The 23,802-nt window shown below is 42.1% G+C and carries 23 protein-coding genes, 1 tRNA gene and 3 pseudogenes; 16 read left to right on the top strand and 11 right to left on the bottom strand.

Annotated features, from left to right (window positions below; all coding sequences use genetic code 11):
• On the bottom strand, positions 1-119 hold a 119-nt coding region (locus tag IM319_RS01730; protein WP_287734385.1), incomplete at its 3' end, for a helix-turn-helix domain-containing protein.
• A 91-nt stretch (positions 120-210) separates the two neighbouring features.
• Between IM319_RS01730 and IM319_RS01725 the strand changes: the two genes are divergently transcribed.
• The 4 genes and pseudogenes from IM319_RS01725 to IM319_RS01705 all read left to right on the top strand — a co-directional run bounded on the left by IM319_RS01725 (position 211) and on the right by IM319_RS01705 (position 4,806).
• Positions 211-990, top strand: coding sequence for a pantothenate kinase (locus IM319_RS01725; protein WP_287734382.1), 780 nt, complete (start codon positions 211-213; stop codon positions 988-990).
• Between the two features lie 70 nt (positions 991-1,060).
• Positions 1,061-2,129 (top strand): annotated as a pseudogene (locus IM319_RS22315) (NAD-dependent epimerase/dehydratase family protein).
• Positions 2,130-2,443: 314 nt separating this feature from the next.
• Positions 2,444-3,715, top strand: a complete 1,272-nt coding sequence (locus IM319_RS01710) for a glycosyltransferase (protein ID WP_287734379.1) — start codon at positions 2,444-2,446, stop codon at positions 3,713-3,715.
• Positions 3,716-3,742: 27 nt separating this feature from the next.
• Positions 3,743-4,806, top strand: a pseudogene (locus IM319_RS01705) (NAD-dependent epimerase/dehydratase family protein).
• A gap of 28 nt (positions 4,807-4,834) precedes the next feature.
• Here the strand turns inward: IM319_RS01705 and IM319_RS01700 are convergent.
• Positions 4,835-4,907, bottom strand: a tRNA-Ala gene (locus tag IM319_RS01700).
• A gap of 131 nt (positions 4,908-5,038) precedes the next feature.
• Here IM319_RS01700 and IM319_RS01695 point away from each other — a divergent pair.
• Positions 5,039-5,590: a 1,2-dihydroxy-3-keto-5-methylthiopentene dioxygenase gene (locus IM319_RS01695; RefSeq protein ID WP_286825886.1), complete on the top strand. Its 552-nt coding sequence runs from the start codon at positions 5,039-5,041 to the stop codon at positions 5,588-5,590.
• Between the two features lie 170 nt (positions 5,591-5,760).
• Here IM319_RS01695 and petG read toward each other — a convergent pair whose 3' ends face one another.
• The 3 genes from petG to IM319_RS01680 form a co-directional block, all read right to left on the bottom strand.
• A complete protein-coding gene (gene petG, locus IM319_RS01690) occupies positions 5,761-5,877 on the bottom strand; it encodes a cytochrome b6-f complex subunit V (protein WP_286825887.1) in 117 nt (38 codons plus the stop codon).
• A 281-nt stretch (positions 5,878-6,158) separates the two neighbouring features.
• Complete coding sequence (locus tag IM319_RS01685) at positions 6,159-6,644, bottom strand: hypothetical protein (protein ID WP_287734377.1); 486 nt, start codon at positions 6,642-6,644, stop codon at positions 6,159-6,161.
• An 88-nt stretch (positions 6,645-6,732) separates the two neighbouring features.
• Positions 6,733-7,869, bottom strand: coding sequence for a metallophosphoesterase family protein (locus IM319_RS01680; RefSeq protein WP_287734384.1), 1,137 nt, complete (start codon positions 7,867-7,869; stop codon positions 6,733-6,735).
• Positions 7,870-7,935: 66 nt separating this feature from the next.
• Between IM319_RS01680 and trmB the strand changes: the two genes are divergently transcribed.
• From trmB to IM319_RS01665, 3 genes are read left to right on the top strand one after another with little or no spacing between them, the layout of a single operon-like run.
• Positions 7,936-8,571 (top strand): tRNA (guanosine(46)-N7)-methyltransferase TrmB, encoded by a 636-nt coding sequence (gene trmB / locus IM319_RS01675; protein ID WP_286825890.1) that lies wholly within the window; start codon positions 7,936-7,938, stop codon positions 8,569-8,571.
• 34 nt (positions 8,572-8,605) lie between these two features.
• The gene (locus tag IM319_RS01670; RefSeq protein ID WP_287734376.1) at positions 8,606-9,214 is read left to right on the top strand and encodes a hypothetical protein; all 609 of its coding nucleotides are present in this window, start codon (positions 8,606-8,608) and stop codon (positions 9,212-9,214) included.
• 19 nt (positions 9,215-9,233) lie between these two features.
• A complete protein-coding gene (locus IM319_RS01665; RefSeq protein ID WP_287734375.1) occupies positions 9,234-10,034 on the top strand; it encodes a tetratricopeptide repeat protein in 801 nt (266 codons plus the stop codon).
• A gap of 462 nt (positions 10,035-10,496) precedes the next feature.
• Here the strand turns inward: IM319_RS01665 and glgA are convergent, their stop codons facing one another.
• On the bottom strand, positions 10,497-11,975 hold the full coding sequence (gene glgA / locus IM319_RS01660; RefSeq protein WP_287734374.1) for a glycogen synthase GlgA: 1,479 nt from the start codon (positions 11,973-11,975) through the stop codon (positions 10,497-10,499).
• A gap of 369 nt (positions 11,976-12,344) precedes the next feature.
• Positions 12,345-13,769, bottom strand: a complete 1,425-nt coding sequence (gene dacB, locus IM319_RS01655; RefSeq protein ID WP_287734373.1) for a D-alanyl-D-alanine carboxypeptidase/D-alanyl-D-alanine endopeptidase — start codon at positions 13,767-13,769, stop codon at positions 12,345-12,347.
• Between the two features lie 174 nt (positions 13,770-13,943).
• Between dacB and gorA the strand changes: the two genes are divergently transcribed.
• Positions 13,944-15,296 (top strand): glutathione-disulfide reductase, encoded by a 1,353-nt coding sequence (gorA, locus tag IM319_RS01650; RefSeq protein WP_286825895.1) that lies wholly within the window; start codon positions 13,944-13,946, stop codon positions 15,294-15,296.
• A 335-nt stretch (positions 15,297-15,631) separates the two neighbouring features.
• On the opposite strand, the gene IM319_RS01645 is transcribed toward gorA, so the two are convergent.
• Entirely contained in the window at positions 15,632-16,393 is a 762-nt protein-coding gene (locus IM319_RS01645) for a slipin family protein (protein WP_287734372.1), read from the bottom strand.
• 232 nt (positions 16,394-16,625) lie between these two features.
• On the opposite strand from IM319_RS01645, the gene IM319_RS01640 reads away from it, so the two are divergent.
• The 3 genes from IM319_RS01640 (at position 16,626) to IM319_RS01630 (ending at position 18,401) form a co-directional block, all read left to right on the top strand.
• Positions 16,626-17,111 (top strand): allophycocyanin subunit alpha-B, encoded by a 486-nt coding sequence (locus IM319_RS01640; protein WP_012267184.1) that lies wholly within the window; start codon positions 16,626-16,628, stop codon positions 17,109-17,111.
• Between the two features lie 243 nt (positions 17,112-17,354).
• The gene (locus tag IM319_RS01635) at positions 17,355-17,867 is read left to right on the top strand and encodes a hypothetical protein (protein WP_287734371.1); all 513 of its coding nucleotides are present in this window, start codon (positions 17,355-17,357) and stop codon (positions 17,865-17,867) included.
• Between the two features lie 24 nt (positions 17,868-17,891).
• A complete protein-coding gene (locus IM319_RS01630) occupies positions 17,892-18,401 on the top strand; it encodes a tetratricopeptide repeat protein (protein WP_286825898.1) in 510 nt (169 codons plus the stop codon).
• Positions 18,402-19,002: 601 nt separating this feature from the next.
• Here IM319_RS01630 and corA read toward each other — a convergent pair.
• From corA to IM319_RS01615, 3 genes are all read right to left on the bottom strand, one after another.
• Positions 19,003-20,163 (bottom strand): magnesium/cobalt transporter CorA, encoded by a 1,161-nt coding sequence (corA, locus tag IM319_RS01625; protein ID WP_287078859.1) that lies wholly within the window; start codon positions 20,161-20,163, stop codon positions 19,003-19,005.
• Positions 20,164-20,254: 91 nt separating this feature from the next.
• A complete protein-coding gene (locus IM319_RS01620) occupies positions 20,255-21,532 on the bottom strand; it encodes a recombinase family protein (protein WP_287734370.1) in 1,278 nt (425 codons plus the stop codon).
• A 420-nt stretch (positions 21,533-21,952) separates the two neighbouring features.
• The gene (locus tag IM319_RS01615; RefSeq protein WP_002759475.1) at positions 21,953-22,246 is read right to left on the bottom strand and encodes a hypothetical protein; all 294 of its coding nucleotides are present in this window, start codon (positions 22,244-22,246) and stop codon (positions 21,953-21,955) included.
• Between the two features lie 246 nt (positions 22,247-22,492).
• Here IM319_RS01615 and IM319_RS01610 point away from each other — a divergent pair, with 246 nt between their 5' ends.
• From IM319_RS01610 to IM319_RS22310, 4 genes and pseudogenes are all read left to right on the top strand, one after another.
• Positions 22,493-22,726, top strand: a complete 234-nt coding sequence (locus IM319_RS01610; protein ID WP_110578190.1) for a hypothetical protein — start codon at positions 22,493-22,495, stop codon at positions 22,724-22,726.
• A gap of 116 nt (positions 22,727-22,842) precedes the next feature.
• Complete coding sequence (locus tag IM319_RS01605; protein WP_190359077.1) at positions 22,843-23,046, top strand: type II toxin-antitoxin system HicB family antitoxin; 204 nt, start codon at positions 22,843-22,845, stop codon at positions 23,044-23,046.
• On the top strand, positions 23,043-23,249 hold the full coding sequence (locus tag IM319_RS01600; protein WP_287734369.1) for a type II toxin-antitoxin system HicA family toxin: 207 nt from the start codon (positions 23,043-23,045) through the stop codon (positions 23,247-23,249). The genes IM319_RS01605 and IM319_RS01600 overlap by 4 nt, the downstream gene beginning before the upstream one ends.
• Positions 23,246-23,440: pseudogene (locus IM319_RS22310) on the top strand (shikimate dehydrogenase); the annotation flags it as partial. The gene IM319_RS01600 and the pseudogene IM319_RS22310, both read left to right, overlap by 4 nt.
• Positions 23,441-23,802 lie beyond the last annotated feature (362 nt).

Below are 23,802 nucleotides of genomic sequence, written 5' to 3'. Positions count from 1 at the left end.
GCTTTTGTTCTGAGATGGAGAGCTTTGTTGTAAACCAATCTTACACAGCCCAAAGTGCGCCGCAATAGCGACTCTTGTTCTGGTGTGGGGTAAAATCGAAACGAGTAGGCTTTTTCCATGTCTCACATTTTAGCATATATCGTGTAAATGCGCTAGTATTTAACGGTAAAGCCGTCGTAGAACGACGGGGTTTCAGACCCAAAATTTTCGATGACTGAGCAAGATACTGACTGGATAGGTTTGATGATCGGCAATTCTCGGCTACATTGGGGGTATTTTTGCGGTCAAACCCTGTTAGCTTGTCTCGATACTCCCCACCTGAGGGAACCCTTAAGTAATGAATTTTTGCAACAAATTTTCCCTAAACTCTTGACAAATAAATGTGAATGTGCATTGATTGTTGCCTCTGTGGTTCCTAGCCAAAGAGAATTATGGGTAAATTATGGCAATTTACGGATAATTACTTTAAAAGATATTCCTTTACTGGAATTATATCCAACATTCGGCATCGATCGAGCTTTAGCTGTCTTAGGTGCGGGAAAAAAATACGGATTTCCCTGTTTAGTAATCGATGCGGGAACAGCCTTAACTTTTACGGGAGTGGATAGGGATAAAAAGCTAGTGGGAGGGGCAATTTTACCCGGGTTCAAGGTGCAATTAGCCAGTTTAAGGGAACGGACGGCAGCCTTACCAGAGGTGTCCTTACCGGAAAGATTACCTCAGATGTGGGCAAAAGAAACAGCAGAAGGGATAAGAAGTGGGATAATTTATACAATTTTGGCGGGAATAGAAAAATTCAGTCAGGAATGGTTAAATTTATATCCAGAGAGCGGGATAATTTTAACAGGGGGAGATGGGGACTTAATTAGGGATTACTGGCAAGAAAACGCCATTAAATCACCCCTAGTGGATAGGACGATAATTTTTGAGGGAATTGCCGCAGTTAAGGGAATCCCCTACTATTTAATTGACAAAGGGGAACCTATCTAGTAGAGTCGGAGAAAGTTTTCTCAACTGGGGAAATTTCTCAGCAACTAGGCACAAAATTCAGGATATAGTTATGGCGATCGTTCTAGTAACCGGTTCTGCTGGTTTAATTGGTTCCGAATCAGTACGATTTTTTTGTGATCGGGGTTATACTGTCGTCGGTATCGATAATAATATGCGTCAGGTATTTTTTGGTGAAGACGCTTCAACGGAGTGGAATCGAGCCAAATTATCCCAAGATTACGGGGATAAATACATTCACCATGCTGTAGATATTCGGGATCATGAAGCTATTGCAGCTATATTTAAAACCTATAGTCATGATATATCCTTAATTATCCACACGGCGGCGCAACCTTCCCACGATTGGGCAGCTAAGGATCCCTATATGGATTTTAGTGTCAATGCTAACGGAACTTTAGTATTATTAGAAAATACTCGTCAACAATGTCCCCAAGCAGTATTTATTTTCTGTTCCACCAATAAAGTTTACGGGGATAGACCGAATGAATTGCCTTTAGTAGAAAAAGAATTACGTTGGGAAATCTCGGAAAATCATCCTTATTTTGCTCAAGGTATTGACGAGTTGATGAGTATTGATGCTTGTAAACATTCTTTGTTTGGTGCCTCGAAAGTGGCGGCGGATGTATTAGTACAGGAATACGGTCGTTATTTTGAGATGAAAACTGCCTCTTTTCGCGGCGGTTGTTTAACCGGTCCAAGTCATTCGGGAACCCAATTACACGGGTTTTTATCCTAACTTAATGAAATGTACGATGATTGGCAAAGAATACAGTATTTATGGGTATAAGGGTAAGCAGGTACGCGATAATATTTATAGTTATGATCTCGTCAATGCTTTCTATCATTTTTATCAGACCCCGCGAGTAGCAGAAGTTTATAATATCGGTGGTAGTCGCTTTAGCAATTGTTCTATGTTAGAAGCTATTCAAGAATGTGAAGCGATTGCGGATAAAAAGTTAAACTGGCAGTATGTAGAGACTAATCGTATTGGTGATCATATCTGGTGGATTTCTGATGTGAGTAAGTTTAAAAATCATTATCCTGATTGGCAGTTAACCTACACAGTAACAGATATTCTCAAAGAGCTTTTTAGTCAAAACGTTAGCCGTTGGAACTAGGGTAAATCAAGAATTATTCTGGTCAATTTTCATCTGCTAGTTTTCCCCCGTTACAAAAGTGATTTTTAGCAAAATATACTGCTAGTAATTGAGGGAATCTGTCAATTATCTAACCAGAGGAGATTAATGATGTTATTAATAGCAATAAGTAGGGAAGCACAATTATTTGTAGGATGGTTTAGCGGTAGTGTAACCGATGCGGGCGTTGGGTTTCATGCTTCACCCAAACCTACGTTCATCTTATTATATTTAATTCCACCCACCTACTTATTGACCTAGAAAAACTAAACCAGAGCATATTTTAAGATACTATTATGTTAACTAAAATCTACAACAATAAAATCTTCCGATTTCTCATTGCTGGAGGAATCGCATTTCTAATCAACTTGTTCTTAATTTATTGGTTTATTGATGAATTGGGATTTAATACCCCATTGCTCAAAAATGTGGCCAACGTTATCTCTATAGAAATATCTTTAATTGCTAGTTTCTTTATCTATAGAATCTGGGTGTGGACTGGAGGAGATTGGACAATTAGAGATGTGATTTTGATACAACTTCCTCTCTATCATCTCTCGGCAGGTTTAGCAGTTTTACTGCGAGTTTTATTGATATTTCCCTTCTTAAACTGGTTAGGAATTAGCCCCGGAGTTAACACAATGATTGGGGTTTTACTGGGAGCTAGTATTAATTATGTTGCCAGTGATAGCCTAATTTTTAAACCCAAGAATAAGACTAATGAGACAGAAATGTACTATCCCGAAGGATTAGCACCAGCTTTCGAGATGGACGGTTACTCTCACCCACGTCAATCAAGGGATAACTATGCAGTAAAAACCCTATCAATAGTTATTCCTGCTTACAACGAAGAAGATTGCATCGAAAGCACCACTCACTTAATATCTGAACGTTTAGAAGAGGATAAAATTGATTATGAAATCCTAGTTGTTAATGACAATAGCAAAGATAACACCGAAGCAGTTCTGCAAAAAATCAACCAAGAAAATCCTCGGATTCGCTACGTCAATAACTATTATCCCAACGGGTTTGGTTTTGCGGTGCGCTGTGGATTAGAAAATTTTAGCGGGGATGCAGTGGCAGTAGTAATGGCAGATAATTCCGACTCTCCCGATAACATGGTGGACTATTATTATAAACTGCAAGAGGGCTACGATTGCGTTTTTGGTTCTCGTTTTATCAAAGGAGGAAAAGTTATTGATTATCCCATTCACAAGTTATTCATTAATCGTTTGGCTAATCTATTCATTCAAGTTTTATTTGGGCTAAAATTTAATGATACCACTAACGCCTTTAAAATCTATCGGAAGGAGGTTATCGAAGGAATCTCACCTCTACTGTCTCACCATTTTAATTTAACAGTAGAGATGCCCTTAAAAGCAATCGTGCGAGGATATTCCTACACGACAATTCCCATCACTTGGCGCAATCGTACCACGGGTATTTCCAAGTTAAAACTCAAGGAAATGGGTAGTCGTTATTTATTTATAGTTCTCTCTATCTGGTTAGAAAAACACCTTTCTAGAGGCGACTATAAGCGCAAAAAGAAAAAAAATCAAGTTGTTTGATAATTATTATCTAGTGGAGTATTTTTGATGAGTAGGCAAGTGTTAATTACTGGTGGTGCGGGTTTTGTGGGCAGTTCTTTAGGTTTGGGATTAGCCCAACTCTATCCCGACTGGAAAATTATCGCTTTAGATAACTTAAAACGTCGCGGTTCTGAATTAAATATTCCCCGTCTCAAACAAGCGGGAATTGAGTTTGTTCATGGAGATGTCAGAAATGCGGAAGACTTAGAAGCATCCGCTTTACCAGTGGATTTAATCCTAGAATGTTCGGCAGAACCTTCCGTTTTAGCTGGTTATACTTCCCCCGGCTACGTTTTGCAGACTAACTTAATTGGAACGATTAACTGTTTAGAATTAGCTAGACAAACCCAAGCAGATTTTATTTTTCTCTCCACCAGCAGAGTTTATCCCATTGCCTATCTTAATCAATTAAACTATACAGAAACAGATACTCGTTTTCAGTTATCTGAACAGCAAGATTTACCCGGAGTTTCTGCTTTTGGTATCAGTGAACAATTTCCCTTAGATTTACCCCGTTCTCTCTACGGTTCCACTAAGTTAGCATCGTAATTGATTATTAATGAATATGGGGATGCCTACGGATTAAGAACTTTAATTAATCGCTGTGGAGTTTTAACCGGTCCTTGGCAGATGGGAAAAGTTGATCAGGGAGTTTTTGCCCTTTGGGTGGCTAATCATTACTTTCAGAAGTCCTTAAAATATATCGGTTATGGGGTACGGGGAAACAGGTTAGAGATTTTCTTTATGTAGCTGATTTACTCGATTTAATCGATATTCAGATTGCTAATTTAGCACAATTCAAAGGGCAGACTTTTAATGTGGGGGGTGGGCAAGATTTTTCCTTGTCCCTTTATGAAACTACAAAACTATGTCAAGAAATCACGGGCAATAGTATAATGATTGAGGCAGTTCCCGAAAATCGCACCGGAGATATGCCAATTTTTATCACTGATTCTCGCCGAGTTATCGAAGCTACAGGTTGGCAGCCTCAGCGCAATGGAAAAACCCTAATCAAGGATATCTGTGATTGGATTCACACCCATGAAAAGGAACTAAAAAGTATTTTCTAGCTGCTTTCTGGTTAATATCTCTGGAAAATGGAGAATAGGGAACTCGAATCCCTGACCTCTGCGGTGCGATCGCAGCGCTCTACCAACTGAGCTAATTCCCCATATATAGACCATAATAGCATTTTTGAGCAGAAAATACTAGGAACTGACAAGGGAGCGAGGGGCAAAAAATCGAGCGGCTTCTCTCTGGAAAACTTTAAAATAGAAAAAGTAATCTTGAGGATGATAATTAATGGCGATACTACGCTTAGAGAATGGGACAACCTATACCCAGTTAGCCGATATTAGTCTGGAATTGGCCAAATTAAATGTCACTTTAAACTATTGGCCGATCGAAAACGAAGCCACCCGTCAGCTACTTAAACAAGCTTCTCTCACTGATGAAGAAAAAGAAATAGTTTTAACCAGCTTAGACGGTTATTTTAAGCAACTAAAGCAAGAAGCGGGTTATCAAGCTAGAGATTTAATCGTTTTGCACCCTGAAATTCCCAATCTCGACACTTTACTGGCAAAGTTCGAGCGCTGTCACACCCACGCCGACGATGAGGTGCGTTATATCATTGATGGAGAAGGGGTTTTTGGCTTTGTCTTTGCCGATGGTTCTCAGGGGGAATTAACTATTCAACCTCAAGAATATATCAATGTTCCCGCCCAGAGCGAACACTGGTTTCACCTCACTGCCAGTAAACGAGTTAAAGCAGTGCGTTACTTCACCAGTACCGCCGGATGGGTTCCCGAATATACGGAAACTGTCATTCGTTTTCCTAGTTTAACAGCCCTGTAGCCTTTGGTTTCAGGCGAGCGCTCTCCCCATAAGACAGATGAGTTTTGCAGGGATGGCAACGCCGGCAGCAACAATCTGTTAAGCGGCAAATTTGTCCTGTTGAAAAATCTCCCGTCTAGTGCCTAGCTTGACGGGAGATTGTCTCAATTCGGGGGATTGGCCTGATAGATTTAGTCTAAGCCTAATTGATTGCCCCGTTTGTACTGTAAATAGGCGGCAACGAACAAACCCGCTAGGGTAATGGGAATTAAGCCTAGGGTAATCCCTAGCACTAAAGGTTCAATCACGTCTGTACTCCTTGGATTAGCAATTTTTCACCCGTATATTATCCTAGCAGGGGTCGCCCGCGAAAGATAGGGCGAGCAGGGGGGAGATGGGGTTTGCGGCAAAAAGTTTTTCGTGGGGGTAGTGGGGTGTTGGGGTAGTGGGGTGGTCACTGCGTGCGCGTTGCGGGGGATAGTGGGGAATTTAGCTGAAATTTCCCTAAATCCCTATCTCCCTAAATCCCTATCTCCCGACTCCCCAAAAGGAAAACTTCCTATCTCACCATTAAGATAACTGCTGTACTCTAGGAGCGACCGAGAAAAAATTTTCTCAATGTGCCTTTACCCCAATAGCGATCGATTTCTTGCCAGAGATTGTGGAGAAAAAAAACCACTGCTAGACAGAGAGTAACCGCAAGGATTTGAGAGAAACTTTCCCTTTGCCAAAATTTGGCCATTGCCTCCGAAATTACCCGCGTTACCCGATAAGCTTCCAGAAAACCCTCGATCGAGCCGAGAATCAGTGCTGCTAGGGTGTAAACAAAGGTTCGATACAGAACACTAACGTAACGGGGTCGATTTTCTAACCATTCTAGCTTCAGGGCCACGTCGAGAATTGCCACGGTTTTTGCGGCAATGATCGCTCCTAAGATCGCTTTACCCAAAACGTAGGTAGTAATCGAATACTCTTCCAGAAATAATTTCATGATCAGAAGAATATAACCGAAAGCCAAGAAAAAAAACAGGGCAAGAGAACCGATTTTTTTCAATTCCTTTTTAATTGCTTCCATTGATTTTTTTTGATATTTTCTGCCAAGATAGCGGCTGCGCTGCCGGATAGTCCTATAACTATAAGCTATAGTGAATTATTTGTTGCAGCTATTCTCTCATCTCCACCAGCAAGTTTGATCGCCGATAACTTAACTGATGCTTGAAACTAATTACAGCTTGATTGTCGATAAAATGAGGATTACCGAGGGGATCGATGGCACTGAAAGCGTCAAAATAACGGCGTGCTAGGGGCGGAAAATCGCTAAAATCGAAGATTGTGTCACCTTTGGCCACATCTGCCCAAAAATTTCGTAATTTCGGCGCTAATTCCTCCGCTAGACTCACGGGAAGATTGAGGGGATGGCAGGTTAACAAACGCATCATAAAAGGATAAGAGCGATCGCCTAACCATTGCCGAGAAATAGCGGGTAAATTCTCCCATCCCGGTATATTTTGCAGATGAAAGGATTCTATGGCTAATTCTCCTGTGTTTTCGCAATATTCTAGCACCCGGTAGGGATGGGGATAACTGACGAGGGAACCGGTGGTAATTTCATAGATACCTCTAGTAAAAGCCAGATCTTGCACGTGGAGATGGCCAGTAATCAACAATTTTACGCCGTTTTCCTGTAGTATATCGAGCAGTTCTACCGCATTAGCCAACATATAGCGTTTACCTAATTCATGATTGCTTTGTCCGGGTAAATGCTCGATAACGTTATGATGGATCATCACCATCACTAGATCGTTTTTTAGCGCGGGTAAAGTCTGTTTTAACCAATGCAATTGTTCTGCATCTAAACTGCCAATTTGTTTACCTTGGTCATCAAATTGATTGGAATTAAGACCGATTAATTGCACTCCGGGTGAAATTTCTTGTTGGTAGTATATTTGTTCGGGATGGCTGTAACCAAATTGTTGATAATAAAAGGGAAAATCTGCTAAACCGATCTGGTTTTCTGTTGCGGTTAAACTCAAAACATCATGATTACCCGGCACCACATAGACGGGGAAGGGTAAAGTAGCTAAACAATCGGCTAACCAACGATGATTTTCTGGTTCACCATCTTGGGTTAAATCGCCAGCAATCAGCAGAAAATCGAGGTTAAGGGTGATGAGATGGTCTAAAACAATTTTTAAAGCGGGAATACTCACTTCCACCAGATGAAAGCGATTAGAATGGTTCAAAATGGTTGTGGGTAAAGCGATATGAGGATCGCTGAGAATGGCGAAACGGAAATTCATCGCATTAAATTGGGCTAAATATCGGTAAACTAGATCGATCGAGGAGAAATAGAGGAGAAAATATCTTTGGCTAAAGTTCGCGTTCGTCAGCACGTCAATCCCTTAAGTCATAAATATCGCCATCCGATCGCTCCCCCCGATTGGAATCAAGTTTATCAGGATATGACGCAACCTCTCCATCTTGACATTGGTTGTGCGCGGGGTAAATTTTTGTTACAAATGGCCCAAGTAGAGCCAGAAATTAATTTTTTGGGCATTGAAATTCGTCAACCTTTGGTAATTGAAGCCAATCAGGAACGGGAAAGGTTAGGATTAAGTAATCTCGCTTTTGTTTTTGGCAATATGAATGTTGCCCCAGAAATTTTACTGCAATCTTTGCCCGCAGATAAGTTATTTTGGGTGTCGATTCAATTTCCCGATCCTTGGTTTAAACAGCGTCACAGCAAGCGTCGGGTTGTGCAGCCAGAATTAGTCATAGCTTTGGCTAAGTATATGGTAGCTGGGGGCTGGGTTTTTTTACAGTCGGATGTGGAATCGATCGCCCTGGAAATGACCGAGAGATTTCAAGCACATCCCAATTTTGTTCGGCAACATCAAACCCCCTGGTTAGAGGAAAATATTTTCCCCGTACCGACGGAGAGGGAAAAGTCCACTTATAATAAGGGTCAACCGGTTTATCGCTCGCTTTTTCGAGTTCGGTAGCTTCAGCTAAAATATCTTGGCACTGTCTGAAATCATGGTTAGAAATCTCGACTCACCCCTAATACTTGAGGATAATAATCGCCCCCCTGTCTCTCAATTGCTAGAATTTCTCTTAACAACAGAAAAAAAACAGAAAAAAACTAAAGAAAATCTTACTTTTGAGGCTTTGGTCGGTACTTGGCGATTATACTTTATCACGGGAACTCAAAAAGCTAAAAAGAGAGCGGGAATTGTTTTGGGTAAGGGACGCTATCTACCGTCCTGGTTAAAAATTACCATCTCTTACCAAAGAAATGAGAGTTTAGAACCGGGAGAATTTATCTCTGGAACCGTCAGCAATCACATAGTTTTAGGAGCAGTAAAACTATCTGTAAGCGGTCCGGTTAAGTTTTTTCCTAAAACCCGTCTTCTCGCCTTTGATTTTACCCGGCTCAACCTAACCCTATTTAATCGCTCTCTCTATTCAGGTTTTATTAGAAATGGGCAGGTAAGTGAAGCGAATTTTTATCAGGAAAGTATCAAAAAACAGGCATTTTTTGCCTATTTTCTGATCACAGAAACAATGATGGCAGCCCGGGGACGAGGGGGAGGATTAGCCCTTTGGGTAAAAGAGATAAGTGAGACAAAACTAGCTGAAAAATAAGTTATTAGAGGAGAAATAGATGGGATATTCTATCGAGGTAGATGGGACAAATTTTGACAGTGAAGTGATTGAGAAATCCTATCTAAATACAGTGATTTTAGACTTTTATGCTCTGTGGTGTGGACCCTGTAAATTGGTAAAACCAATGCTAGAAAAACTGGCAAGCGAATATAATTTTATCCTTGCCAAAATAGATATAGATAAAAATCCCGAATTAGCCGAACAATACGATGTAGAAGGAGTTCCCGATGTGCGAATTGTCAGCAAGGGAGAAGTGTTACCCTGTTTTGTCGGTGCTTTGCCAGAAGAACAAATTAGAGACTTATTTTCCCGTCTCGATTTAAAATCGGAATTAGAAACAGGATTAGCAGAAATAAAAGAAGCGATCGCCCTCGATAATTTGCCCACAGCTAAACAATTATTCGATCATCTTTTTCCTAAATATCCCAACGAACCGCGATTAGTTATTATGGCGGTAAAATTTCTCATGCGTCTAGAAAAATGGTCTGATGCTTACCGATTAATCAGTGCTATTAAAGAAGAAAATCCCGTGATCAAAGGTTGGAAAACTCTCCTAGAATTTCAACAGTTAAAACCAGAAAATAATCCCCTCGATCCGATATTTTTTACTGGGATTAATTCCGCATTAAAAGAAGATTATGCCGCCGCTTTAGAGCAACTGATCGGTCTGGTGGGAAAAAGTAGAAAATATCGTCAGGATGGGGCAAGAAAAGCCATATTAGCTATATTTCAGATTTTGGGAGTTAGTCATCCCCTCACCCAAGAATACCAAGCAAAGTTAACATTTCTGCTCTACTAGGTAGGGTCTGCTGAATAAATCTAAAAACCTTTTTGGGTAAGACTTTTAGACTTTTTGTCAATCAAAAAGTCCCAGTTCTGGGAGTGATCGGGGGAAAATTCAGGGACTTTTTCCCTGAAAATTAGGTAATTGACCACCTGAAAATGGGTAAAACCCCACACCCCAACCCCCAACCCCCAAACCCCCAACCCCCCCCCCCCACCCCCCCCCCAAAAACTTTTTCAGCAGACCCTAGGTAGGGTTTGCGGCAAAAAGTTTGTTGCTGCAGTCAGGAGTCGGTCATCAGGAGTCAGTCTCGATGAAAAAATTTTCACCCCCACAGATGAAAGAGGTTTCCTTCCCTACACCCCACACCCCACACCCTACACCCTCTTTCAAGTCAGGAATCGGTCAAAACTAAAGCAATTCCCCAAGAAATTGCAACAAACAACTACCAGGGAATTGCTAGAGACAAGATGGGGTTTATTTGTGGCGAATCATTTCATAAAGGGCAACGTATTCTTCGCCGGGACGATTCCAAGAGTAATCGCATTCCATGCCTTGAATCGCTAATTTTTGGAATTCTTCCGGTTGAGTGTACCACAATTCTAATGCCCGGGACATGGCTGATTCGAGGGCATTATTATCGGGATCAAAAAAGACAAAACCATTGCGTTCTTCGGGTTTGTGATAGGTATCATAATCGCGATCAAAAACCGTATTAACTAAACCACCAACTCCCCGGACGATGGGAACGGTTCCGTATTTTAAGCTGATTACTTGTGTCAGTCCGCAGGGTTCAAAATTACTGGGAACCACAATCATATCGGCCCCCGCATAAATGAGGTGAGATAATTCCTCATTAAAGCCCAATTCAATATGAACATCAGGGTTATTATTTAGGTGATTTTTCTCGTGCCAGAACCAGTTATTAATTAACGATTCGGTGGCGGAACCTAAGAGGACAAATTGCGCCCCGCGAGCTAAGGCATAATACATGGCATGGTGAACTAAATGTACGCCTTTTTGGTCATCTAAACGACCGACATAACAAATTAAGGGTTTTTCTGGTGCATCTCTTAACCAGAGTCTTTCTCGCAGTGCCTTCTTATTGCGGGCCTTCTCGGAGAAGCTATCAACACCGTAGGGTGCAGCAATAAATTTATCCACCTCTGGGTTCCAGATATTGTAATCTAAACCGTTGAGAATGCCGGTAAATTTCTGTTGATGCTGGTGAATTGTATGACCTAAACCGTAACTAACCTCGGTGTGGTGTGCTTCCCAAGCATGGTGGGGTGAGACGGTATTGAAATAGTTGGAAAAGACGATACCACCTTTCATAAAATTAATCACAAAAGGATTGAAGTTATCGCGCATTCGGGCATAGCTAAAGTAGTAAGTATCGTTATTTAATCCTGTTGCCCAGAGAATTTCCGCACCAGCAAATCCTTGATGTTTAAAGTTATGGATGGTGTAGAGAACGCGCTGATTGCCCATACCATGATATTTATAAATTTCAAAAAGTAAGGGCGGAATTAAACCGGTTTGCCAGTCGTGACAATGAATTATATCGGGACGTTTATTACTTCTGAGCAAAAATTCTAAAGCGGCTTTGCAGAAGAAGGCAAAACGCATATTATCGTCCTTACAACCGTAGTAAGTACCGCGATTAAAGAAATTATCGCCCGAATTGGGTTGAATAAAGAAACACAAGCGCCCGTGTACCCAACCACAAAAAACGTTACAGTGAATTGCCCCACCGTACCAAGGTACCCACAGGTCGCGATAAGCCTCGTGTAAGCCCCAAATTTGGTCGTAGCGCATACAATCATACATGGGTAGGATTAGCTCCACGCAATGACCGCGAATTTCTAATTCTCGACTCAATCCATATACCACATCCCCCAATCCCCCAGCTTTAATCACTGGAGCGCACTCAGAGGCAATCTGAACTATATACATATATCAATAACTCCGTCGATTAATCTACAGGTCAGCTAGAAGCAATTTTTACAAAAGTATACAGTCTTCTGTGATTAATTGACTCGATCAATCGAATTAGTTGGGTGTTGGGGAAGTGGGAATTATGAATTATGAATTGGGGAAAGGGGAGCGGGGAGCGGGGAGCGGGGAGCGGGGTGTTGGGGAAGTGGGGAAGTGGGGAAGTGGGGTGTTGGGATGTTGGGGTGTTGGGGTAGTGGGGTGTTGGGGTGTTGGGGTAGTGGGGGAATTTAGCTGAAATTTCCCTATCTCCCTATCTCCCTATCTCCCCATCTCCCTAAATCCCTATCTCCCCATCTCCCCATCTCCTGTCTCGGAGTCTCCTGAAGATTAACAGCGTTTTAACTGTCCTAGTAGCAAAATCACCTCATCAATGCCGTTTCTGAGGGTGGTGGCGGGTTGATCGCTGTTATTTACGGTTATGCTAAAGATTAGGGGTTGATTGTCGGCGGTTGCTAGATAACCCGCGAGAGCGATAACTCCGGTTAAAGTCCCGGTTTTTGCCTGTAATCGTCCTTCTAGGGGAGTCTGGCGAAATCTATTGGTTAAAGTGCCATCAATGCCGCCAATGGCTAAAGAACGACGATAATCAGGGTTTTCTGCCATTATTTGTAAAATTTGACCTAAAGTCTTGGGTTTAATTAGGTTTTGTCGTGATAGCCCCGAACCGTCGCCGATTTTATAACTATCGCTGTTAATTCCCAGTTTTGTTAAAGTTTCTTGCAATCCCGTCACACCGCCGAGCATTTGTAGTAGGGTTTCGGCTAGTAAATTATCGCTATTTTTATTGACTTTTTCCACCAAATATGCTAAGGGTTCTGATGCTAAATTGGTGATTTCATCGCCGAGAATCTGTGAACTAATTTCTGCGTTTTTAACAGTAATTCCCGCTTTTTCAAGGATATTACGCCAGCGAGCCAGGAAATATTCCGAGGGTTGGGGAATAGCTAAATTAAAATCATCTTGACTATCAATAGCCAGAGAACCAGTGATAATCAGGCGATTATTGGCTAAATTGCCCTTAATTGCCAGAGTATTCGGGCTTCCTTGCGCTGCGGTGCTGGTTTGATTCTCAATTAGCCATTGTTTAGCGGCAATGGGATCAGACCATTGTAAATCTAAGCTTTGCCCCAATTGTCGCGGTAAAAGCTTTAAAGTGACGGAATTTTCGTTTAAAACCAAGCTAGAAGCGGGTACAGCATAGTCAAAAAAGACATCTTCCCATTCCCAGGTTTTTTGACTATCGGAGACAAGAAAAGGACTAGCAACGACAATTAAGCGAGAAATTGAGTTAATTCCCTGTGCTTTTAACTTTTCTGCTAATTTTTCTAACTTTTCTGTGGTTATGGTGGCATCTCCCCTCCCGACTAAGGTTAAAGTTTCTAAATCGGGGGGATTGCCTTGAACTAAAATGGGGGTTTTCAGACGATAATCGCGGTTAAATTTGCTAAAAGCGGCGGCAGTGGTTAATAATTTTGCGGTAGAAGCGGGAGTAAAAAAGTTATTTTCGTGGATACTATAGATATTTTGGTCAGAATTGAGGTATTTTACTAAAATTCCCCAATAAGCGCCTTGATAATCGGGTCGGGCCAAAATGCGATCGATCCTGGTGGCTAAGTCTGCGGGACAGATAAACTCGGAAGGGGGGGAATTGTCTGGACTGATGGGGGTTGCAAGGGTGACGGGATGGTTTACCCAGAGAAATAGGGAACAAGTCCCCAAGAGAAAAGATAATTTCGAGCGGCGTGTTAGCATAGAATTAAATCTTGGCCGTAGGTAAATTGACTCTAATTTAGCAGCATTAGTGACTATATTGTCCTAGTTACTCGATAGATTCAGTTAGGGATTGATCCGAGATATTCGCTCCCCTTTTTGCCCAAAAAGTTTCTTGATTCCGTTAAATTTCTATTCATTTGCGAGGATGTTTTTATGAGTTATGATTTTGATTTATTGGTGATTGGTGGTGGTTCTGGTGGTATTGCCACCGCTAGACGGGCAGCCGAATACGGGGCAAAAGTGGGATTAGCAGAATACGATCGTTTGGGAGGAACCTGTGTTAATCGCGGTTGTATTCCCAAAAAATTAATGGTTTATTCTAGTCGTTTTCCGCAACTATTTAAGGATGCGGAAGGTTACGGGTGGAGTCCGGTAGAGAGTCAGTTAAATTGGCAAAAATTAATTAGTGCGGTTAATCAGGAAACTATACGTTTGAATGGCATTTATCAAAAGATGCTAGATAATTCTCAAGTGACGATTTTTCCTAATTATGCCAAGTTTATTGATACCCATACCCTAGAGGTAGGAGACGAGAAAATTACTGCCGATAAAATTTTAATTGCCGTGGGGGGACATCCCGTTAAACCTAATATTCCGGGGATTGAACATACAGTAGTTTCTGATGCCATGTTTCAACTGCCAGAACAACCAAAAAGAATTATAGTTTTAGGGGCGGGATATATTGGGGTAGAATTTGCTGGTATTATGCACGGATTAGGGACAGAAGTGGTGCAGTTAATCCGTAAAGACAAGATTTTAAGAGGGTTTGATGAGGATATCCGCGATGAGATTCAAGCGGAAATGATCCGTCAGGGAATTAAAATTATGCCCGAAACTTTCCCCACTTCGATCGAGAAAACTGCCGAGGGGTTAAAAGTACATATTCAGGGTCAAGAAACCTCAGAAATTTTATTTGTTGATGCCCTAGGTTTAGCCGCTACTGGAAGAATTCCTAAGCTGGAAAAATTGGGCTTAGAGAATGTCAATGTCGAGGTAAAAAATGGGGCAATTGTTGTCAACGAGTATAGCCAAACCAGCGAAGACAATATCTATGCCGTGGGCGATTGTACCGATAAAATTAATTTAACTCCCGTGGCCATTAATGAGGGGCGCGCTTTTGCCGATACAGTCTTCGGTAATAAACCCCGGTTAATGAGTTATGAAAATGTTCCTTCGGCAGTATTTTCTACTCCTGAAGCGGCGACGGTGGGATTAACAGAATTGCAAGCAAAAAACCTATATGGTGAGACGGGGATTAAAGTTTATCGATCTAAATTCCGCCCTGGTTACAATGTTTTACCGGCCCGAGAGGACAAAACTTTGATGAAATTAGTTGTCCATCAGGAAAGTGGTAAAATTCTTGGCGCGCACATGGTAGGAGATCACGCCGCCGAAATTATTCAAGGAGTAGCCATTGCCGTAAAAATGGGGGCGACAAAAGCCGATTTTGATGCCACTGTCGGCATTCACCCCAGTGCCGCCGAGGAATTCGTCACCATGCGTTAATTAACAATTTTAGGTGTGTTAGGTTGGGTGCATCTCACACTTGCAGAAATACCGACAATCAGCAATTATCAGTGACTCTTAGATTATTACAGATATATCAGCAGCTGCCTGTAAGCATCCCACCGAAAAACTAATGCGCTCCAGGGTTTGGGGGGTAGAACCCCCCAAAAGCTTGGGTTGAGTGATAAAATCAGAAGTAACGCCCGATTTTAGCAGAGAGTTTCCCATTAAAAATCCCAACTTGGTAGATTGACAAAAATGAGATGCAGCCGTTAGGTTTGTCTAACACACCCAATCTTTATTATTAAAAATTAACCTTTTTGGCTATTGACAATTCAGCCATTTTGGGCTACTTTTTCGGCTAATTTTTGAGCAAGATTTAAGATATCGGAGGGGAGCATAATCACAGTACTGGTGTTATTTTCCGCGCCAATTTCCGTTAACATTTGTAGGCGGCGTAATTCCAAAGCGGCGGGATTTTCCATGATTAATCGGGAAGCTTCGGCTAATTTTAGCGAAGCTTCCTGTTCTGCGGCAGCTTTAATCAAACGGGCGCGTTTTTCTCGCAATGCTTCCGCTTCCTTGGCCATAGCTCGCTGCATAGCGGTGGGAATTTCCACATCTTTCATCTCCACCCGTTCGATATCAATGCCCCAGGGTTCGCTAATTTCATCGACAATTTGTTGGACTGCTTGATTAATTTTGTCTCGTTTTTGCAAGACATCATCGAGATGATTTTGACCAACTACATTTCTTAAAGTGGTCATGGCCGCTTGATAAACGGCCGTGGGGTAGGATTCGACTTTATTAATCGCTTTGTTGGGGTCGATAATGCGATAGTAGAGAACCGCATTAACCTTAATTGTGACATTATCGGCGGTGACAGTTTCTTGCGGGGCGATATCGACGGTTTTGGTGCGAATATCCACCCGCATTTTTTGGTCAACTAGGGGAATGATCCAGTACAGTCCGGGGCCTTTGGTGTCTTGATAACGCCCTAGGCGAAAGATAACACCACGCTGGTATTCTCGATCGATTTTAAAGCCATTTAATCCCAGAATGCCCGCTATCAAAAAGAAGGGTGCTAAAAATTCCATATTAATTACCAGTTATCGGGTTCAAGTTAATCAGTGTGCGGTGACATCTCAATTGCAATCTCCTCACTGCTGACCACTAATACATTCATTCTAGAGAGTAACCGGGCTGTCGGGGAAACTCATAACGAAATATTACAATTTTTAGGAATTGCCCAACCAGCAGCGATGACTCGACTTCCAGACCCCGACCTGAGATAAACTACAGAATGTTATCAGAATTTACCTTGATATTATGAGCGTAGTTAGCCAAGTCATCCTCAAAGCCGACGACGAACTTCGTTATCCTAGTAGTGGTGAACTACAGGGTATCGGGCAATTTTTAAAAACCGGTGAGCAGAGAATTCGCATTGCCGAAACTCTCGCTGACAATGAGAAAAAAATCGTCGATCAGGCTCAAAAACAACTGTTCAAGAAACGTCCCGATTATAGAGCGCCGGGGGGTAATGCCTACGGTCAGCGTCAATATAATCAATGCTTGCGCGATTATGGTTGGTATCTGCGTCTAGTTACCTATGGGGTATTAGCCGGAGATAAGGGACCGATCGAACAAACCGGTCTGATCGGGGTCAAAGAGATGTATAACTCTCTTAATGTTCCCGTCCCCGGCATGGTGGAGGCGATTCGTTGTCTCAAAGAGGCCGCTTTAGGTCTTTTGACTCAAGAAGATGCCGTGGCAGCAGCCCCCTACTTCGACTTTATCATCCAGTATATGTCCTAAGCGATCGGGACAGTCCCAGAGGCCTGAAGTCTGAAAAGGAGCAATTTTCGTCTCTTTCAGGGTTCAGGCTTGACTTTTTTCAGTGATCAGTAATCAGTAATCAGTAATCAGTGAAAAGACAGTAGGAAACTGCCATTTGATGAGGCTCACTTAATACATACTGCTCACTTAATACTCAAAACTCAAAACTCAAAACTCACAACTTAAAACTCAAAACTGATAACCGATAACTGATAACTGATTATGTTTTGGCGCATTATACTACTGACTTTTCTGATTCCATCGGTCTATGGGGTGTTTGGCTGGTCGATCGCCCATGAGCGTTTATCATGGAGTGATTGGTTACTTGTCCGCGGTGATGAGATGAATTGGACTCTCACGAGCGAATGGCTAGAAATCATCATCTATATCCTAGTGGTAGGGGTTATCCTCTCAATTGCCCTAGGATTAACTCTGTTTAGTCACTTAATGCCGGTATTTTTCCGCAGTTGGTTTAAAAACGATATTAGCGCTGTATTATCAATTCTCGGCTGGTCTTTGGCGATAGTCTTTATCTTCCACAAGTGGGCGGTATTTAGTCGAGTTTTAATCCTGTTAGCTGCTGCTATCCTTGGTCGTCTAGAAATTCAGGAAGCAGGTTACAATAGGTGGCAAGTTTTCCTGATGCTCACCATCCTCTGCTTAGGTAGTTTTGGCTTGGGAATTTGGGCTTATAATCTTTGGGGTCACCAATTTCATCGAGTTACTACCAATTAATCTTATCTCTAATCTTTAAAAAGTATGCCAAAAAAAAATAACGATACGCTCAAACGAGTCTTAATTGTTTCCTCTGGTTTAGTATTTCTGGCTTTAATGGTGGTGCCAACTTTAGGTTTATGGAAAAATAATAATTCTAATTCCCCCCAAGGCAATCAACCTGGGCAAGAGGCAACTATTCCTCCCGAAAAATTAGCAGAAATGGTCAAAGGTTACGAGAAAATTCTCGAACGCGAACCGGATAACCCCACTGCTTTGCAAGGACTGGCCCAAGCTCGCTTACAGTTAAAAGATTTTATCGGAGCCAGAGAACCTTTAGAAAAGTTATATCAAAAATATCCCGACAATCTGGAAGTTATGCTAGTTCTTTATGGAACAAGATTACAAACTCAAGATGTTTCTGGAGCTAAAAGTATCCTAGAAAAATTAGTCAAAAATTATCCCCAAGAACCGAAGTTTAAAGAAGAATTAACTCGCTTAAATCAAGCGATTGCGGCAGCTTCCAAACAGCAACCCCCAGAACCTAAAAAGTAATGAAAAAAGAATTAATTATTGAAGCTGGGCGAAGTGAAAGACAATATCGAGAATTTTTTATCTCTTGACTTGTTGCGATTATCGACATTGCTTGGGCATTACTGCGGCCCTGCTTCGGTAAATTAGCCCCTTTACCTAGGGTTTGCTGAATAAATCTAAAAACCTTGTTGGGTAAAACCCCACACCCCACACCCCACACCCCACACCCCACACCCTGCCCCCAGGAAAAGCTTTTTCAGCAAACCCTAGATAAGAACTTTTTTAGGAATTATGATCGGCCTATAATAATAACTGTAGTCACCCCTATCCTTTAGCGATAATTCTTGGTTTAGGGTTGATGTCCTTCAGCGCAAGCGAGATTGATTATGAAAATTAGCGAACTAGAAAACTACTTGGCTCAGGTTAAGTCAGAGATTGGTGACATCGATATCGTCTATCAATGTCACAGCCAGCACTATAGTTGGTTGGACAAAATGAGAAGCCATCAACTGAAAGTGTTAAAAAATACCGTAGACACTAAACTATTAATTTCTCTGCAATAGCCATTTTCTCTTGCTAGATGCCAGCAATGAAGTCCGGTCTGTCTAATCTGCTTAACAGTTTATCTTTTCTTCGCTGTCGATAGGTTCTTAAACCAGCCACGTCGCCAAAAGAAAATGATTAAACTGAAAGCAACGGTTAGCATCAACACCCAGACGAACACATAGCCCCAATACCATTCTAATTCGGGCATATTATAGGGGGATTTATCAGGATTAAAGTTCATGCCATAAATACCGACAATGAAGGTGAGCGGGATAAAAATCGTCGAGATTACCGTTAAAGTTTTCATAATCTCGTTCATTTTATTACTCACGGAAGACAGGTAAAAATCCATTAAACCATTGGCAAATTCCCGGTAATTTTCGATAACATCGAGGATTTGTACTACATGGTCATAACAGTCTCGTAGATAGGGTTTAATCGTTGTATCGATGACAATATACTCATCCCGTAAAAGCGCATTGAGGGTGTCCCTTTGCGGCCAAATTGCCCGTCGCAGGGAGAGTAATTCCTGACGTAGTTGGTAAATTTTTGATAAAGTCTGTTCCGTGGGACTAGCTAAAATTTCGTTTTCTAACTCCTCGATTCTTTCTCCGTAGGACTCTAAAACAGGAAAATAACCGTCAATAATTGCATCCCAAATCGAGTAGGCTAAATAACCCGATTTTTGCTGCCGGATGGAACCTTTATTCAAACGGATTCTTTCCCTAACTCCCTCTAAAGAATCGTATTGTCCTTCTTCCTGCACGGTTAAAATATAATTCTTCCCGACTATTAAACTGATTTGTTCTAACAAAAAACCCTGATGATCGATCAGGATGGCCATTGGCACTATAATTAAAATATAATTATCGCATTCTTCCACTTTTGGTCTTTGGGGAATACTGACTATATCCTCAAGGGTTAAGGGATGTAAATGAAAAATTTCCCCCAACTCTTGCAGTTTATCTTCATTACCCAAACCGACGATATCGATCCAAGAGATGGAATCATTGGATAAATATTTAAGACAGTCTTGAGGTAAGAGATTATTAACTATAGTGGCTTGTTGAGAATTATAATTAATTAAAAATATCTCGGTAGTAACGGCATTTTCATCGATGGTGATTAACCCCGGCATCGTCCCGGGTTGGTTATAGTGGTAATCGTAAAGGTGGGGTTTTGTCTGGGAGGATTTTCGCCCTTTTTTATACCTAGTTAATCTTTTGTTATTGCTCATAGTTGAGATCGATCGCTGTTTGCCTTTTTCTTAGCATTGATCGCTCAAACATTCCTCAATTTTTAGCTAACTTTAAGATTGTCCAAGATTGTTAAAAAACGAATATTAAACGTAAATGCCAATTATTAGCCGTTTCCCTCTCGATTTCGATGTGACGGATAAACTCGCGAAAATAAAAACGGCGCTCGATTTCCGATAAATCTCGCCAAAATTGCGGAAAAGCAACGGCACGAGCGATAATAGTCAGGTTATCGGGGGGTAATTGGTCTAAACGTCCTTGAATCTGCGCGATCTCGTTTTTCAGTTTATAGGCCCGTAGATTAGCCGTTTCTTGATCTAAAATTCCGGCCGCTTCTAGGGAGGGCAATTGCGACAAAATATCGTTTTTTTGCCCTATTTCCTCGCTCATTCCCCGTTTGATCCCCTCTAAATCCGGTAAAGATATCTGAGCGATCGTCGGTGGTAGGTCTTGACAAATGCGCTCGATTGTGCTATCAAGAATTTTCTCATAAGCGATCGCCGAACATTTTTTTGTCCGGGGACATTGCAAAGGTCGCAAATAGAGGTATTCTGTGCCTTTTCCTCGCGCCGTCACTTTGGTAATCGTCATCCCCGATTGACATTGACTACAGAGGACTAAACCCGCTAAGGAACGCGGGGCGCTGGCACTGCGGGGGGGTAATTTGCGATTATTTCTCAGGATGCGATCGATCTGGGCCGCTTCTTCCCGGGAGATAATCGGGGTGTGGGTATCGGGGATAATATCTTGACCGAGATAGCACAAATCGCCGCGATAAACGGGATTATTCAGCCATTTATGGGCAGTGGCTACCGATATCTTTTTGCCGTAGCGTTTTTCTAGATAGCGCACCGTGGAACGCAGGGAAGCGGAAATCAAAAAGCGATCAAAAAAGTCTTTGACTACTGGTGCGGTACTGCGATCAAGTATATAACGCTCCTTGCCACGACGATAACCGTAGGGGGCTTTTCCGGGGGGAGGCAAAGCTTGCAGACGATTGTGAGCGTGACCTGCTTTTAAACGGTTACTTAGTTCGTTTTTTGCGATTTCTTGCAGAATCTTGGCAAAATTAAGCTTATAATCTGGGTCTTCTAGGGCAATTATATCTATGTCGAGGGCTTCTAAGGATTGTAAAATTTTGCTAACTTCTGTGCCATTGTCTCCCAATTCTGCTATACGACGCAGGATCAGCAGTCGGGGGGGAGTCCCTTGACAATCGCGGAGCAGTTGCTGTCGTTGTGAGCGATCGCCAAAATCCTGATACACTTGTTCGGGAGAATAGGTCCAAATCGAGTCATCGGGGGGACTATCGAGCAGGGGATTGGTATAGGTGTAGGCGATAATTTTCATGTTTTGCCGAGATACTCCTATAGATAAGCTGTAGTGCCTTTAAACCGCGTCTTGAAAAGTTTAGTACAAATGCTCGAACTTCCTCGACCCGGCCCCCAACTCCGGCGCTCATAGACAGTCTTAACCAGTAATTTAGATAGGGTTTGCTGAAAAAGTTTTTCGGTGGGGGTTGGGGGTTGGGGTGTAGGGTTTTACCACCTGAATTTTCCCCCTGATCACTCCCATGCCTGGTACTTGTTGATTTCCAAAAGGTCTAAAAGTCTTACCTAACAAGGTTTTAAGATTTATTCGGCAAACCCTAGATAGTCAACAGCTTACCTGCGGGCGAATGGAAAAGGAATTTCTGCCCATCTCCCTAACCCCCGCCAGCTGGCGATCGTTCCGCTACACTTGGCAATTTCTAGGCCGGGCGCGATTCGTCTAGGGAGAGGGTAAAGAGCGAAGGAAAACCGTGAGTATGGCGGTAATAATCGCGACGGTTACGGGGATAATCAGCGATTTCGCCCCTTTTAAATCGGATATATCCTTAACTAGCCCCGATTGTTCGTTTTCTAGCCTTTCTAACCGCTTATCCATTCCCTCGACTTTCTCGATTAATTTTGCCTGTCCTACCTCTAGTTTTGTCAGGCGATCATCGATTCGATCGATCTTTCCCTCGATCCGCGTCAGGATGGCTTCTAGGGAATAGGTGACGGTTTCTCCCGATTGACTCATAAACTAAATTCCTTGTTGCGGGGGATACTTCGCATTCTATCACTCCCGAAAGATGGCAGAATTACCAATCCAGAGGCAACGGCAACGATTATCAGCCTACAATATTACTAGGCGATCGAATAATCTCCGAAATTCAGATGAGTCAATTAAAATCTATTTCTGGGAAAAAGTTCGCCAAAATTTGAGAACGTCATTGAGAATTCAAGGTAGTCATCACATTTACTGTATTACTCGTTCAGACTGTCTATGAACCATCGTCAACAATTAATTCAAGAACTCGAACAAGCACCTGATGATCTAATAGAAACCGTGTTAGATTTTTTACATCGAGTTCAGGCAACAGGCAACAGTCATCCTCTGGCCAAGTTTTCAGGCATTTTAAGCGATTCAGAGGCACAAGAACTACAACAAGCCATTAAAACAGAATGTCGTCAGTTGGTAAGGATTGCATCACCTACAAAAACAGCCTACAATATTTAGACTAAATCCAGTTATTGAAGACTAATTATTTACACAACCCCGTAGAAATGTTAGATTTTAGGAGTGGTGATAATTATCTATCCATCCCTCCCATTGATCGATCTAGGAGATAAGCAATGAAAATGAAAGTTATCGTTCACGAGGCGGAGGAAGGTGGCTTCTGGGGGGAAGTCCCGGCGCTCCCCGGCTGTGCCACCCAAGCAGAAACTTTCGAGGAACTACTAGAAAATTTACACGAGGCGATCGAAGGCTGTCTATCCATAGATGTGGAATCCTTGCCGAACGATCCGAAAACTCGGATTCTAGAGATAGCGATATGAAATCAATTTCCGGGAAAAAGTTGGCCAAAATTTTAGAGCGTCACGGATGGGAATTATTGAGAATTCAAGGTAGCCATCACATTTACTGTCAGCCAGATAATCCCACCCGCATCTCTGTGCCGATTCACGGAAACCAGGATTTAAAAATCGGATTACTCAAGCATTTTTTGAAACAAGCGGGACTTTCTGAAGAAGATATTTGATCCATGCGATCGCTGTAATTCCGTCACTCCCGAAAGATCACAGAATTACCAATAACGATTATCAGCCTACAATATTACTAGGCGATCAAATGTTCACCGAAATTCAGATGAGTCAATCCCCCGTCACTATCACCTATTCCCTAGAAACTGTTCTAACAAGAATCGAAGGCAAGTTAGACTCTTTACCAAAATTTTGGGTTAAAGCCCCGTCCTTTTAGGACGGCTTGATGTTAAAATAAAATTGGTTTGAATCCCCTGAGTGGGCGGTAGTGAATGGCTCGATTGAGTTGAACCCTTGAACTCGAAAGTCTGCATAAGAGACAAAAAGGGAGGGTAGCGAAAACCTCGTCAAACATAGCGCAGTAGCCGATAAACAACGGTGAATGAAAAACCAGTAAGAATCTTTGTCGTCAGACAGATAGGGTAGGGCATACCCAAATCTTGGTTGAAAGACCAAAACGCTTGGAGAGTGAACCATAAAAAGGATAACTAGATAGCAAGTGATATTCTAGTAGGTTCGGTTCAGACATAATCGTGTAAGACCTAAGTAAGG

This window comes from Microcystis sp. M113S1, from assembly GCF_020246945.1.
In the GTDB taxonomy this organism is placed as follows: Bacteria; Cyanobacteriota; Cyanobacteriia; order Cyanobacteriales; family Microcystaceae; genus Microcystis.
This window is presented reverse-complemented; position numbering and strand designations above follow the sequence as displayed.